This is a genomic window from Streptococcus sp. SR4 (assembly GCF_000517725.1).
Lineage (GTDB): Bacteria > Bacillota > Bacilli > Lactobacillales > Streptococcaceae > Streptococcus > Streptococcus salivarius_F.
The window spans coordinates 220,530-234,973 of sequence record NZ_AZYW01000068.1 but is presented as its reverse complement, the minus strand read 5'-3'; the positions used below and the strand labels follow the sequence as shown (position 1 = coordinate 234,973).

Genomic DNA, 14,444 nt, shown 5'->3' with positions numbered 1-14,444 from the left:
GCTATGCATTTATCATTAGCTTTGCTTGTTCTTCTTTTTAGCTTGATATTATCGAATGTTATCAATCGTGTTTTCCCTCGTCTGCCCTTACCCTTGATTCAAATTATTTTTGGAGTGGGTATCAGTTTACTTTTTAAAGGGAAAGCTTTTGAGCTTGAAACAGAACTTTTTCTAGCATTTATTATTGCTCCTTTGCTGTTTCGTGAAGGTGGAGAGAGTGATATTACTAGTATTTTACGCAACTGGAAGTTGATTCTATTTTTGATATTTCCAGTGATCTTTGTCTCGACGCTAGGAATCGGTTATCTTGCTAAGGCCGTCTTGCCTGCTGCTGTGCCTTTGTCTGCCTGCCTAGCCATTGGGGCGGCTCTTGGGCCAACGGATTTAGTAGCCTATTCAGCTATTTCTAAACGTTTCAGTTTTCCAAAGTGGATTAGCTACATTTTGCAGGGGGAAGGTCTTCTAAACGATGCCTCTGGCTTGGTTGCCTTTCAGGTGGCAGTGACTGCTTTGACGACAGGTGCCTTCTCCCTACTTGGTGCGAGCTGGAATTTGCTTATTTCTGTGCTTGGTGGTTTTTTAGTTGGCTTGATTACAGCCTTATTTAATCGCCTCTTTTTGACCATTTTGGACAATATGGATGCTGCAGATGTTACAGGTGCCCTCTTACTAGAGTTAGTATTACCGATTTCTTCTTACTTTGTCGCTGAGGAAATTCATGCTTCTGGAATTATTGCTGTGGTAGTAGCAGGGATCTCGCTTGCCAGTCGTTTCAAAAAAATCACCGTTTTTGATGCCAAGCTGGATAATGTTTCCCATACGATTTGGGGAACCATTACCTTTATGCTTAATGGCATGGTCTTTTTCCTCTTGGGTACGGAACTGCCGAGCTTGGCAGCTCCAGTGCTACGTAGTAGTACCTACGATAATCTCTGGATGCTTCTTGCTATCGTCCTCTTAACAGCGACTATGTTTGGCATTCGCTTTGTTATGATTAGTGCAGTTTTTGCCCAAAGATCTTGGCGGACCAAACGACCATTGAAGAAAATCTGGAAGAGTGCTACTCTTTTAACCTTTTCTGGTGTCAAAGGAACAGTTTCGATTGCAACCATTCTTTTGCTTCCGGTTGCCAATATGACTGCTCTGGAACATAGTCTCTTGCTCTTTACAGTAGCGGGTGTAACCTTATTGAGTTTCTTAACTGGTATCTTAGTCCTACCTAAGTTAGCCACTGGACCAGCTCACACGACCAACCATTATATGCAGATTGCCATTCTCAATGATGTTGTTGGAGAGCTAGAGAAGGACCTCAAGCAGTCTAAACATCAAGGGGCTATCTATGCGACTATTGACAATTATAACCAACGCTTGGAAAATCTAATCTTGGAGCAGGAATCCAATAATGTCAAAGAAGAGTTGGCCAATATCCGTGTCATGATCATGGAAATCGAGAGTGAAGGCCTGGAATATGCTTACAAGAAGGGCAAGATTTCTGAACTCGAATATAACCTTTATCAACGTTATATCAAGGGGTTGGAGCGTCGTATCAACCGTGGCTTTGTTTCCAGTCTTTCTTATGCCTTCGTTGTCTTTGTGCGTGGCCTTCGTAGACTCTTACACTTGGTTTTAACCTTTAGGTTTAGCCTTGATCATGATGAGATGCTGGGTGTTACTCGTTTGACCGAGGAGAATCGTGACCATATAGCTGAGCTCTATTTGACAAATACTGAGCAGATTTTGGAAGCCCTGAGTAATCTGGAAGGTGTTTATCATTCAGATCTCTTGTCTTATCTGAAACGCAGTCGCCTTCAAGAGGCTGAGATTATTCAATCAGGTGCCTTTGTTGAGCGGGTTATCACCCATCTTCATCCAGACAATATTGATGAAATGTTGCGTGGCTACTATTTGGAACGTAAGGTTATCAACGAGTACGAGCAGGCTGAACTTATTTCTAGCCGTTATGCCAAGCAGCTTCGTAAGGAAGTCAATACTTTGGAGGATTACTCTCTCAAAGAAACTAGCAACACGTTAACCTATGATATGATTAATCTGGCTCGAGGTCGGGCCTAAACAATGGATGTTATTACAAAAAGAAGCCAAGAAAAATTTTGGCTTCTTTTTAATGTCTCTCTTTATCTGTATCGTGATTTGGAAAAAGAAAACTTAGGCCTAGGCATGTTAGGATTCCTGCAACAATCAGAATACTATTTGAGATAGGGAGCAAGTCATAGATTGCATTAGCAATCATTAACCCAATCAAAGTATTCATGAGGCTAGATTTATAATCTTTTTTGATAAGATTCTCTATTGCAAAGAAAGCAAATAGAACAACAGGAAATAGTGGCCAAAGCGACACCTCCATTTTGGGGAAGCCGAGAATACTGTAAGTGATAACTGTTATTGCTGTAGCGATTAATCCAAAACCTATTACTTTAGTCATGTTTCTACCTCGTTTTCTTTGTTTGAAAGTTTTTTTACTTTAACACCTACTAAGTTATCAAAAGGCTACCTCGCAGACAATATCATATGTCTATGTGGTTAATTATAGAATCTATTCGGTCAAAAAAGGAGCGTTTTGTAATCAAGTAAAGAAAAGAGAAAATAGTTCACCACAAGGATAAAACGCTTACATAAAAAGACTATAATGGTATTGAAAAATATTCTCTCTAAGATTAAATGAAAGGCGGGGTGGTTGTATGTCTAGAAAAATTTGCTTTTATATACTTATCTTTTTTGAAGTATTGTTGGCTCTATCTATGCTTAGGTCTTATGGTTTGCATTTTGAGTATGAAACGCTCAATTCTGTATCCTTGCTAAGTTCTCAACTTCCACAGCAAGCTATTTTAATATGGTTTGTTTTTAGGCTTATGAAGGACAAGCGGAAAGTTGAGGGCATCTTAGCTGTGTTTGCCTTCCATATTTGTCAGCTAGTTACCTATTTTATAGTACCGGCTTCCATTTTTAAACCCTGGTCGGTTTCACCAGTTTTAACTGTTATTTGCCTAATTTGGCTCGTCATTATGATGAAGAAGACAGAACTTCCGATGCTCTTAGCCTCCTTTAAAAGCCCGTCAGCTTGGCAGTCCTCTGTTCCTCTTCTTGGCTTAGGAATGGTTGCTGTAATGTGGGCTACACACTACGTAAAGATTACTACAAAAGATATTAGTGGTATTTTTTACATACTGTATCCTGTTCTAGAGTGTGCAAGTATATTTTTGTTCCTTACATTAATGACTGAAATAAACCAAAAGAAATTAAGAATCTCTTCAATCCTTCTCATAGCCATTAGTTTACTTGAGCTGATTTATGGCTTCTTGGTTGACCATATCATTACTGATGTCACTCTGTTTCTGCTAGCAGTATCGTTCTATCTTGCCTATCGTGTAAACGGCAACACTTTAACACTAGTTGAAAAATGGCAGAAGAAGTATGGACTTGAGTTGAAGGAGAAAGACCTGCTGGTTGAGAAAAAGACTAAACCAGTCGTTGAAAAGCGTAAGATTTATAATTATGCGGAGAGCCCAGAACATAAAAATCATGATTATACAAATAATCAAAAGCAATCAAATCTAGCCCCTGATTCAATTTGGCTTTGGACCGCTTTTATTTTAGCGCTTAGGGATTTAGTTGTTAATTTAACTTCTGTCTTTTACTATCCTATAAACGACCCTAATCCCTTAGCAGGTCTTGATTAGTTTATACAACTCATTCTTATGACTCCATTAATCATAATTCCTACTATGATGCTTCCAAGAGCTATAAGCATCGCTAACAAAAACCGTCTATATGTAGTTGCTGGGCTATTCATTGTTTCATATGGTTCTATAGAACAACTTATCGTTCCAGCCTTAATTTTGTATGGTGTATCGAAAATAAAAGAGGAGTAGTGATAAAAAAACAAGTCCCCCAGATAATGTCTAGGAGACTTGTTTCTTTGAGCGATTTTTATAGAAGGGGGTTAATGTAAAAACGATGGTCATCAATTGGAATAATTTGAACAGGATTTTGGTAGAAGTCAGCTAAAACTTCCGGTGTGATGATATCATTTTTTGGTCCTTGTGCCACAATTTTTCCTTGACGGAGTAGGAGAATGTGGTCCATCTTTTCAGTGATTTCTTCAGCGTGGTGGGTGACGTAAAGAACCAGTGGAGCATGTGGAAGCGAGGTGATACGGTCAATCTGACGTAAGAGCTTTTCGCGGGCAAAGAGGTCCAAGCCAACAGTTGCTTCGTCAAGGATAATGATATCGGGATCTTCCATCAGACTACGAGCAATCAAACAGATTTGCTTTTCTCCCTGAGAGAGCCCACGGTATTTACGACCAATCAAATCTCCAGCACCAAGTGAAGTCAGCATATCCTTGGCTTCTTGTAGCTCTTTGTCTCCATAGGCTTTGTAGAGGATTGAACTTTTGTACTTACCCGTAAGGACGATTTTTTCAGCAGTCATATGTTGAGGCAGACGCTCAGTGATAAAGGAACTGACGATACCGATGTGTTGACGAAGACCCGTGATGTCTCCATTACCAAAGGTGTAGCCTAGTATCTCAGCCTTCCCTTCAGAAGGGAAAAATTCAGCTGTCAACAAACGTAAGAGGGTTGATTTTCCAGCACCGTTAAGTCCCAGGATAGCCCAGGTTTGTCCTTTTTCAACTGTCCAGTTAAGGTCAGACAAGAGTGTTTTTCCTTGACGGGCTAAACTGACATTTTCTAAGCGTATAAGTGACATAAGTCTCTCCTTTGATGATAAATTACTCTAATTATAGCATAAAATAGACATCTTTATTGGGAAATTATGGTATAATAAAAGTCAGAATTTTTTTTTAGAGGAGAAGAAAAAATGGAAGACTCTAGTGGTCAGTCCTTATTATTTCAATCTATTTTACTACTAATTTTAACCTTGCTTACAGCCTTTTTCTCAGCATCTGAGATGGCTCTCGTATCACTTAACCGCTCACGTGTAGAGCAAAAGGCAGAAGAAGGCGATAAGAAATTTATTCGCCTACTCAAGGTTCTTGAAAATCCAAACAACTTCCTATCAACTATCCAGGTTGGTATTACCTTTATTAGCCTCTTACAGGGGGCCAGTCTCTCTGCGTCACTAGGTGCAGTGATAGCGACTTGGTTTGGTCATGCGGCTTGGGCTAAGACAGCGGGTAGCATGATTTCTTTGGTTGTCTTGACCTATATCTCTATCGTTTTTGGGGAACTTTATCCAAAACGTATCGCTATGAATCTCAAGGAAAATCTAGCCATCTACTCGGCACCTGTCATTATTGTTACAGGTAAGATTGTCAGTCCCTTTGTTTGGATTCTTTCGGCCTCAACCAATCTTTTGTCTCGTTTGACACCTATGACCTTTGATGATGCAGATGAGCAGATGACACGTGATGAGATTGAGTACATGTTGACCAAGAGTGAGGATACACTTGAGGCTGAAGAAATTGAAATGCTCCAAGGGGTATTCTCTCTTGATGAATTGATGGCGCGTGAGGTTATGGTCCCTCGTACAGATGCCTTCATGATTGATATTGAAGACAATACTCAAGAAAATATCCAAGCTATTCTCAAGGAAAGTTTCTCTCGTATTCCTGTTTACGAAGATGACAAGGATAAGATCATCGGTGTCATTCATACCAAAAACCTTCTTAAAGCAGGTTTCGAACTTGGTTTCGAAAATATCAAACTTCGTCGAATCATGAATGAACCACTCTTTGTTCCTGAGACTATCTTCGTAGATGATCTCTTGGCAGCCTTTCGTAACACCAATAATCAGATGGCTATCTTGCTTGATGAATACGGTGGCGTTGCTGGTCTTGTTACCTTCGAGGACCTTTTGGAAGAAATCGTTGGTGAGATTGACGACGAAACAGATAAATCTAGTGTGGAAGTTCGTGAAATTGGTGAGAATACCTATATTGTCGAGGGAGCTATGACTCTTAACGACTTCAATGAACATTTTGATACAGAACTTGAGAGTGATGATGTTGATACTATTGCAGGTTATTATTTGACAGGTGTGGGAGCCATTCCAACTCAAGAAGTCAAGGAACACTATTCAGTTATCAACAAGGACAAACACCTCGAATTTATCAATGATAAGGTTAAGGATGGTCGTGTAACCAAACTTAAGGTAATCATCACGGCAGCTCCAGAAGAGGCAGAAGAATAGTTTTCTACATGTTTTTATTAGAAAATATTGGAACTTAAAAGCGACTATTTACTAATTAGGCACTTTCTCTCATTATGAGTGAAAGTGCTTTTTCTTATCTATCTTGGAATATCAGCTTATCAAAATAATAAGATTAGAAAATGCCTATAAAGTACGTCATAAAGCCTCTTTCACCTATCAAAACTGCCAGACTTTGTCAGAAAAAGAACTATAATTTTGGAGATGTTCTAACATATTTTAGTGTATTGATAGATTTAGAATAAAAATAAATAAGATTTTAATTAAAACAGTCTTTTATTACTTTTTTATGGTAGAATATAAATTAACTGATAAATGAAAAAAGGAGAATCTTAATGGCTTCTAAAAAATCTATATATAGTGGCTTGCTTTTACTCACCCTTACCCTAGGAGCTTTTGTACCAGTAACTTCTTTTGCGGACGATGGTATTGCGACAAATGATGCTGTTCTTACACAACCAACGACAGATCATGCAGCAACTGGTCCTTCAACAGCCCCAAGTGATGGTGACTTGGCTCGTAGCAATGATTCAAACACAGGTGCGGCAACGCCAACAACACCAACACCTACAGTTCCTGAAGTACCAGCTGAGCCAACAACACCAGCAACTCCAGAAACACCTGCGACACCGGCTCCAACAGCTGATTCATCAACAAAACCAGCTGATAAACCAACTGAGAAACCAGAAGACCCAGCTTCAGCAACTGATAAAGGGACAAGCGAAGCACCTCAAAACCCTGAAACTCCAGCAGTGAATGTTAATGGACAACCTGTTGTTACTGTAACACCAACAGCTCCAGTTATCACTGCAGCTGGCCAAACAATTGTGTCTACACAAAATAGCCAAATTGTCATCGCTAACACTGACGGTACAACAAGTGTTGTCGCTCCTGAAACGGTAGGATTCAAAGTGAATGCTGACGGTACATTGACTGGTAAAGATGCTAAAGGTAAGGAAGTTACACTTCCTAAGACTGGTGAAGCATCAACAGTAATCTTGACATTGGCAGGAACATTCTTCCTTGCTGCTGCAGCCTTTTTGGGTCTTAAGAAACGTGCCTAATAATATAGATGATAAAAGACTGGATTTTTCCAGTTTTTTTGTTTTTCTTCTGGTATAGTATAGATATCATTTAATTTTAGATGTATTATAGTATAACCTTTGCTTGAATTCAGGCAGATATGGAGCATGTTTCTGATAAAAGAGGTATAATAAAAACATGTAAAAAGCGTTTACAAGGAGGCTGCCATGGCAGAAATTGATTACAGTCAGGTGACTGGACTTGTTCATTCAACCGAAAGTTTTGGATCCGTAGATGGTCCGGGTATCCGTTTTATTGTTTTCATGCAAGGCTGTAAGATGCGTTGCCAATATTGTCATAATCCAGATACTTGGGCTATGGAGTCAAATAAGGCTGTTGAACGTACGGTTGAAGATGTCTTAGATGAGGCTCTTCGTTTCCGTCATTTCTGGGGTGAGCATGGAGGTATCACTGTATCAGGTGGTGAGGCCATGCTTCAGATTGATTTTGTCACTGCCCTCTTTACAGAGGCTAAGAAGCTAGGAATTCACTGTACGCTTGATACTTGTGGGTTTGCTTACCGCAATACTCCTGAGTATCATGAAGTTGTTGACAAACTTTTGGCTGTTACTGACTTGGTCCTACTTGACATCAAAGAGATTGATCCCGAACAACACAAGTTTGTGACCCGTCAACCTAATAAAAATATCTTGGAATTTGCTCAATATCTGTCTGATAAACAAGTTCCAGTCTGGATTCGCCATGTCTTGGTACCTGGCTTGACAGACTTTGACGAACACTTGGTTAAGCTTGGTGAGTTTGTAAAGACCTTGAAAAATGTCGATAAATTTGAAATTCTTCCCTATCATACAATGGGTGAGTTCAAATGGCGTGAGCTCGGTATTCCATATCCTTTGGAAGGGGTCAAACCACCAACTGCAGATCGGGTTAAAAATGCCAAAGCTCTCATGCACACTGAAACGTATCAAGAGTATAAAAATCGTATCGGTGTCAAAACCTTGGATTGAAAAAGAAGCTCTTGACAAGGGCTTTTTAACTTTGCTATTATTTAGAGAGTAATAAAGAGCAGGTAAATTATGTTTCGTATTTTAAAATTTGATGATGACTTTGTTTATCTCAGTCATCCTGACGGGCGACTTAAGAAAATAGATCGCACGCTTTTTGATTTTGATATAAAATTAGGAGACCGTATAGATGTCTACCAGGATGGGGACTTGACAGTTGTTACTCCGGCAGAAGTCCAAACGGACTTGAGCCTAGAGGGAGACAAATCTGTTAAATCACACCTCTTGCAAGGGATTTTAGATCTTTTCCTTGAAACCCTTAATATTCACAATAATCATTTGGGTGACTTGAAGAAGATTTTCACACAGTTATTGATTACACTCTTCATGGCTTGGAGCTTGTTGGGAGTTATTCTGGTTGAGATTCTTCTCTTTGCAGAGTCAATTATTGTCTTCCTATGGAGACTCTTGGTTCGTCTTATTAAGTGGATGCATATTAAAGACAACACTAAGGTCTTGATTGATGAGACGCAAAAACGTCATGCTAAGCGTGAGCGTCAAAAAGCTCAAAGACGTGAGCAGGAAAGACGTCGTCAGGAAGAACTTGAAGAACGTGAATATCTTCGTGAAACAGAACGTCAAAAGGAACTCATGATTGTTGAAGCTAGCCTTAGTCAGGAAGCAGAACGTGAGAGCCTTTCAACTAGCCTTGCTTTGGAGCAAGCAGGTGCCTCAAGTCAATCTGCTAGTGAAGACTTGGTCGAAGAAAGCCAGTCAACTTCAGAGTCAGAAGTGATGTCTGAATCAGCAATGTCTGAAAAATAGAACAGAAAAAAGAACTGAGATTTAGATCTCGGTTCTTTTTCATATGAGAAAAGCACCAGAGGTGCTTGTGAGAGGTGACTAAAGTGTTTTTTCAGAGTCACGAACAATGAGCAAGTCAACTTTTGCGTGACGGAGAATGTATTCAGAAGATGAACCAATAAGCAAGCGTTCAAAAGTATTGAGACCTGTGGCACCAACCATAATAAGGTCAACATTTTCCTTATCAGGGATATCAACAGCCAAGAGGCTCTTAGGATTACCGAACTCAATAACTTTGCGAATCTTGGTTAAACCAGCTTCTCTGGCTTGGCGTTCAAAGTCAGCCAAAACAGCTTTAGCTTCGTCTTCTAGTTTTTCATAGATGTAAGAGTCGAAAGTCGCAACGCTTTGAAGGGCGCGTGTATCGATAACGTGTACCAATAGTAACTGAGCATTATTACGTTTTGCAACGTGCACACCTTTAATAAAGGCCAGTTCTGATTCGTAAGAACCGTCGATAGCTACCATAATACGTTCATATTGTTGAGACATAAGCTCTACCTCCTATCTTTAGCTTTATTATACTCCTTTAATCTAAAAAATGAAAGCGTTGTTATAGATTTTCTGAAATCTTTTTTTGACTGCTTACTTTAGGATGCTCTTAGTAATGTGAAGATTTCAGTATTATCTAAAAATTGAAGATTGCTTGAAAAAGAGGTATAATACAATCTGTTATTAGCTTCGTAAGAAACATGATAATTAAAAAAGAGGAAGACAAGTCTTCAGAAATGATACCAAATGGCCAAGCCTAAAGTTGGTGTCAATAAAAGTGGAAATCCCCATCAGGTGTTGAATTTTCTTATTTTCTGCTAGATGTATCTACTTTTAGTATCTTTTGAAAGGATTAACTTATGAAAACATTTGATAAATCATCAAAGTTGGATCACGTTGCCTATGATATTCGTGGACCAGTTTTGGATGAAGCCAACCGTATGATTGCCAATGGTGAAAAGATTCTTCGTCTTAATACAGGAAATCCTGCGGAATTTGGCTTTACAGCACCGGATGAAGTCATTCGTGATTTAATTATGAATGTTCGTAACAGTGAAGGGTATTCGGATAGTAAGGGGATTTTCTCAGCTCGTAAGGCGATTATGCAGTACTGCCAGCTAAAGGGATTCCCAAATGTAGATATTGATGATATTTATATTGGTAATGGTGTTTCAGAGATGATTTCCATGTCTATGCAGGCTTTGCTTGATGATGGAGATGAGGTCTTGGTCCCAATGCCAGACTATCCTCTTTGGACAGCTTGTGTCAGTCTAGCTGGCGGTAATGCCGTACACTATGTCTGTGATGAAAAATCTAACTGGTATCCAGATATTGATGATATCAAATCAAAGATTACGTCAAATACTAAGGCAATTGTAGTCATCAATCCCAATAATCCTACAGGTTCACTCTATCCTAAGGATGTCCTTGAACAGATTGTGGATATTGCTCGACAAAATGATTTGATTATCTTTGCGGATGAGATTTATGACCGCTTGGTTATGGATGGTAAAAAGCATACTGCGATTGCTAGTCTTGCACCAGATGTTTTCTGTGTGTCTATGAATGGTCTTTCTAAGTCTCACCGTATCTGTGGTTTCCGTGTAGGTTGGATGGTTCTCTCTGGACCTAAAAAGAATGTCAAAGGCTATATTGAAGGGCTTAATATGTTGGCCAACATGCGTCTTTGTGCTAATGTGCTCTCTCAGCACGTTATTCAGACTTCACTTGGTGGTTACCAATCTGTGGATGAACTCTTGATCCCTGGTGGGCGTATCTATGAACAACGTGAGTTTATCACGAATACCGTAAACGCTATTCCAGGGCTTTCAGCTGTTAAGCCAGATGCAGGTCTTTATATCTTCCCTAAAATTGACCGTAACATGTATGATATTGAAGATGATGAAGAATTCTGTCTTCGTCTCTTGAAGAAGGAGAAGGTTCTCCTAGTTCCAGGTAAAGGATTTAACTGGAATGAACCAGATCACTTCCGTATTGTCTACCTTCCTAGTGTGGAAGAGTTGGCTGATCTCGGTAATAAAATCGAACGAGTCTTGTCATACTACAAGCGCTAATTTTTTAAAACTGGACAAAAAGATTTGTCCGGTTTTTATTGTTTCTAAAAAGGGGATGTATTTGAGCAAAATCCGGACGTTTTTCCTAAAAATGCCATAATATACTTAATATAATGAATAGTAGAATAATAAATAATTTTCAGACAATTGTTTGCAATTTCTGGGTTAAGTGTGCTATAATAGTAGGGCTAGTAGGTCTTGACGCAGAAGATTAGTGCAAGGCTTGATATTATTATGATTACAATAGAAAGTGAAGACAATAAATATGGCAAATTTGCTGGCTAAAACACGTAAAATTACATCTATCTTGCAACGCTCAGTGGATAGCTTGGAAGGCGATCTTCCATATAACAACATGGCTGCTCAGTTAGCAGATATCATTGATTGTAATGCTGCTATCGTCAATGGTGGTGGTGCTCTCCTTGGTTTTGCCATGAAATACAAAACCAACAATGACCGTGTAGAAGAGTTTTTTGAAGCTAAACAACTTCCAGAGGAATATACTCGTGGTATTAGTCGTGTTTATGATACTCAAGAAAACATTGGTATTGACAGTGACTTGACCATTTTCCCAGTGGAATCAAAAGATGATTTCCCAGACGGTTTGACTACAATTGCACCTATCTATGGTGGTGGTATGCGTCTCGGTTCTTTCATTATTTGGCGTAACGACCATGATTTTGTGGATGAAGATCTTATCTTGGTTGAGATTGCCTCTACGGTTGTTGGTTTGCAGTTGTTGAACCTTCAAACAGAGAACTTGGAAGAAACAATTCGTAAACAAACAGCTATCAACATGGCAATTAATACCTTGTCTTACTCAGAAATCAAGGCAGTTTCAGCTATCTTGAATGAGTTGGACGGTTTGGAAGGTCGCTTGACAGCGTCTGTTATCGCTGACCGTATCGGAATTACACGTTCAGTTATCGTTAATGCCCTTCGTAAGTTGGAATCAGCTGGTATTATTGAGAGCCGTTCACTCGGTATGAAAGGGACTTATCTTAAAGTCCTTAACGAAGGTATCTACGATAAATTGAAAGAATACGAATAAGAAGAATACTGAAAGAAAGTGAGGTAGGAGGAAACTGCCCCACTTTTTTAAAAGGAGAAAGTAATATGACAAAGGCATTGATATCAATTGATTACTCTTATGATTTTGTGGCAGATGATGGGAAGTTGACGGCTGGAAAGCCTGCCCAAACCATTGAAGACCGCATTGCCCAGGTAACTCAAGAAGCCTATGACAATGGGGACTATATCTTCGTTGCTATGGACCGACATGATGAAGGAGATACCTTCCATCCTGAAACCAAGCTTTTTCCACCGCACAATATTGCAGGGACGTCTGGGCGAGAACTTTATGGTAAGTTAGCTAGTGTATATGATGCTATCAAGGATGATAATCGTGTCTTTTGGATGGATAAGCGACACTATTCAGCCTTTTCGGGAACGGATTTAGATATTCGTTTGCGTGAGCGTCGTGTGACGACAGTTGTTTTGACAGGAGTTTTAACGGATATTTGTGTCCTACATACAGCCATTGATGCCTATAATTTGGGCTATGATATCGAGGTTGTAGCGAGTGCAACAGCTTCCTTGACGCCTGAAGCTCATGACTTTGCTATCGGGCATTTTAAGAATGTACTTGGAGCAACAATTGTGGAGTAATAAGAATTATAATCGAGAGTGGGAATCTGTCCTACTCTCGTTTCTTGTCTAAAATCATAGGATAGTATTAGTTTTTCGTAGTTTACTATAAGAAAACGATTCCAGATTAGTATATACTATTACTGAAATATTCTTGAATCATAAAGAGGTGGAACAATGACTAAAAAAATGACTTTTCCTGATGGATTTTTATGGGGTGGAGCGACAGCAGCCAACCAATGTGAGGGGGCCTATGATGCTGATGGACGTGGTTTAGCCAATGTTGACGTGGTGCCAATTGGTGAGGATCGCCTTTCAATTATCACTGGACGTCGTAAGATGTTTGATTTTGAGGATGGCTATTTTTATCCAGCTAAGGAAAGTATCGACATGTATCATCGTTACAAGGAAGATATTGCTCTTTTTGGTGAAATGGGCTTTAAGACCTATCGTCTTTCCATTGCTTGGTCACGTATTTTTCCTAAGGGTGATGAAGCTGAGCCAAATGAAGCTGGGCTTGCCTTTTACGAGGACCTCTTCAAAGAATGTCACAAGTATGGTATTGAACCTTTGGTAACGATTACACACTTTGATTGTCCCATGCACTTGATTACCGAGTATGGGGGATGGCGTAATCGTAAGATGCTTGGTTTCTATGAAAATCTTTGCCGTACCCTTTTCACACGTTATAAAGGTTTGGTTAAGTACTGGCTCACATTCAATGAAATCAATATGATTCTCCATGCACCATTTATGGGAGCAGGACTCTGCTTTGAAGAGGGTGAGAATGAGGAACAGGTTAAATACCAAGCAGCTCACCATGAGTTGGTAGCTTCAGCTATGGCGACGAAGTTGGCCCATGAGATTGATCCTGAAAATAAGGTTGGTTGTATGTTGGCAGCAGGTCAATATTATCCAAATACAGCCCACCCACGTGATTACTGGGCAGCCATGCAAGAAGATCGTAGTAGCTATTTCTTTATTGATGTTCAGGCTCGTGGAGAGTATCCAAATTATGCTAAGAAGCAGTGGGAACGTGATGGCATTGAGATTGAGATGACTGAAGAAGATTTGGCCCTTCTTAAAGAGCATACTGTTGATTTTATTTCTTTCTCTTACTATGCAAGTCGTGTGGCTTCAGGTGATCCAGAAGTTAATGAAAAGACCGCTGGAAATATCTTTGCCTCTATTAAAAATCCATATTTGGAAGCTTCAGAATGGGGTTGGCAAATTGACCCACTAGGTCTTCGTATTACCCTTAACGCCATTTGGGATCGTTACCAAAAACCGATGTTTATTGTTGAAAATGGTCTCGGTGCTGTGGATACACCAGATGAAAATGGTTATGTCGAAGATGATTATCGTATCGACTACTTGGCAGCCCACATCAAGGCCATGCGTGATGCTATCAATGAAGATGGTGTAGAGCTTTGGGGCTACACAACATGGGGTTGTATCGACCTTGTTTCTGCTGGAACTGGTGAAATGAAGAAACGTTATGGTTTCATCTATGTGGATCGTGACAACGATGGTAATGGTAGCCTTAAACGCTCTAAGAAGAAATCATTTAACTGGTACAAAGAAGTTATCGCAAGTAACGGTGCCTCTGTAGAATAGTCTATGAGTTGAG

Annotated in this window: 13 protein-coding genes; 10 read left to right on the top strand and 3 right to left on the bottom strand. The window is 39.7% G+C overall.

Features of this window, described 5'->3' with window-relative positions; translation table 11 throughout:
- Positions 1-3 precede the first annotated feature (3 nt).
- A complete protein-coding gene (locus HMPREF1519_RS08875) occupies positions 4-2,070 on the top strand; it encodes a cation:proton antiporter (protein WP_022495910.1) in 2,067 nt (688 codons plus the stop codon).
- Positions 2,071-2,119: 49 nt separating this feature from the next.
- Here HMPREF1519_RS08875 and HMPREF1519_RS08870 read toward each other — a convergent pair whose 3' ends face one another.
- Positions 2,120-2,440, bottom strand: coding sequence for a hypothetical protein (locus HMPREF1519_RS08870; RefSeq protein WP_022495911.1), 321 nt, complete (start codon positions 2,438-2,440; stop codon positions 2,120-2,122).
- A gap of 256 nt (positions 2,441-2,696) precedes the next feature.
- Between HMPREF1519_RS08870 and HMPREF1519_RS08865 the strand changes: the two genes are divergently transcribed.
- A complete protein-coding gene (locus tag HMPREF1519_RS08865) occupies positions 2,697-3,695 on the top strand; it encodes a hypothetical protein (RefSeq protein ID WP_022495912.1) in 999 nt (332 codons plus the stop codon).
- 250 nt (positions 3,696-3,945) lie between these two features.
- Here the strand turns inward: HMPREF1519_RS08865 and HMPREF1519_RS08860 are convergent, their stop codons facing one another.
- Positions 3,946-4,728, bottom strand: a complete 783-nt coding sequence (locus tag HMPREF1519_RS08860) for an ABC transporter ATP-binding protein (RefSeq protein ID WP_002884789.1) — start codon at positions 4,726-4,728, stop codon at positions 3,946-3,948.
- A 111-nt stretch (positions 4,729-4,839) separates the two neighbouring features.
- Between HMPREF1519_RS08860 and HMPREF1519_RS08855 the strand changes: the two genes are divergently transcribed.
- The 4 genes from HMPREF1519_RS08855 to HMPREF1519_RS08840 all read left to right on the top strand — a co-directional run bounded on the left by HMPREF1519_RS08855 (position 4,840) and on the right by HMPREF1519_RS08840 (position 9,062).
- Complete coding sequence (locus tag HMPREF1519_RS08855; protein WP_014632682.1) at positions 4,840-6,171, top strand: hemolysin family protein; 1,332 nt, start codon at positions 4,840-4,842, stop codon at positions 6,169-6,171.
- 353 nt (positions 6,172-6,524) lie between these two features.
- Positions 6,525-7,253, top strand: a complete 729-nt coding sequence (locus HMPREF1519_RS08850) for an LPXTG cell wall anchor domain-containing protein (protein ID WP_022495913.1) — start codon at positions 6,525-6,527, stop codon at positions 7,251-7,253.
- A 186-nt stretch (positions 7,254-7,439) separates the two neighbouring features.
- Positions 7,440-8,240: a pyruvate formate-lyase-activating protein gene (gene pflA, locus HMPREF1519_RS08845; RefSeq protein ID WP_021143691.1), complete on the top strand. Its 801-nt coding sequence runs from the start codon at positions 7,440-7,442 to the stop codon at positions 8,238-8,240.
- Between the two features lie 69 nt (positions 8,241-8,309).
- Positions 8,310-9,062 (top strand): hypothetical protein, encoded by a 753-nt coding sequence (locus HMPREF1519_RS08840; RefSeq protein ID WP_022496404.1) that lies wholly within the window; start codon positions 8,310-8,312, stop codon positions 9,060-9,062.
- A 78-nt stretch (positions 9,063-9,140) separates the two neighbouring features.
- Here HMPREF1519_RS08840 and HMPREF1519_RS08835 read toward each other — a convergent pair whose 3' ends face one another.
- Positions 9,141-9,593, bottom strand: coding sequence for a universal stress protein (locus HMPREF1519_RS08835; RefSeq protein WP_002891687.1), 453 nt, complete (start codon positions 9,591-9,593; stop codon positions 9,141-9,143).
- A gap of 359 nt (positions 9,594-9,952) precedes the next feature.
- On the opposite strand from HMPREF1519_RS08835, the gene HMPREF1519_RS08830 reads away from it, so the two are divergent.
- The 4 genes from HMPREF1519_RS08830 to HMPREF1519_RS08815 all read left to right on the top strand — a co-directional run bounded on the left by HMPREF1519_RS08830 (position 9,953) and on the right by HMPREF1519_RS08815 (position 14,431).
- On the top strand, positions 9,953-11,167 hold the full coding sequence (locus HMPREF1519_RS08830) for a pyridoxal phosphate-dependent aminotransferase (RefSeq protein ID WP_022496405.1): 1,215 nt from the start codon (positions 9,953-9,955) through the stop codon (positions 11,165-11,167).
- Between the two features lie 265 nt (positions 11,168-11,432).
- Entirely contained in the window at positions 11,433-12,218 is a 786-nt protein-coding gene (codY, locus tag HMPREF1519_RS08825; RefSeq protein ID WP_002884784.1) for a GTP-sensing pleiotropic transcriptional regulator CodY, read from the top strand.
- Between the two features lie 65 nt (positions 12,219-12,283).
- Positions 12,284-12,835 carry a cysteine hydrolase family protein gene (locus HMPREF1519_RS08820; RefSeq protein WP_037611919.1) on the top strand — a complete coding sequence of 184 codons (552 nt, stop codon included), beginning with the start codon at positions 12,284-12,286 and terminating at the stop codon, positions 12,833-12,835.
- A 156-nt stretch (positions 12,836-12,991) separates the two neighbouring features.
- The gene (locus HMPREF1519_RS08815) at positions 12,992-14,431 is read left to right on the top strand and encodes a 6-phospho-beta-glucosidase (protein ID WP_022496408.1); all 1,440 of its coding nucleotides are present in this window, start codon (positions 12,992-12,994) and stop codon (positions 14,429-14,431) included.
- Positions 14,432-14,444: the final 13 nt, after the last annotated feature.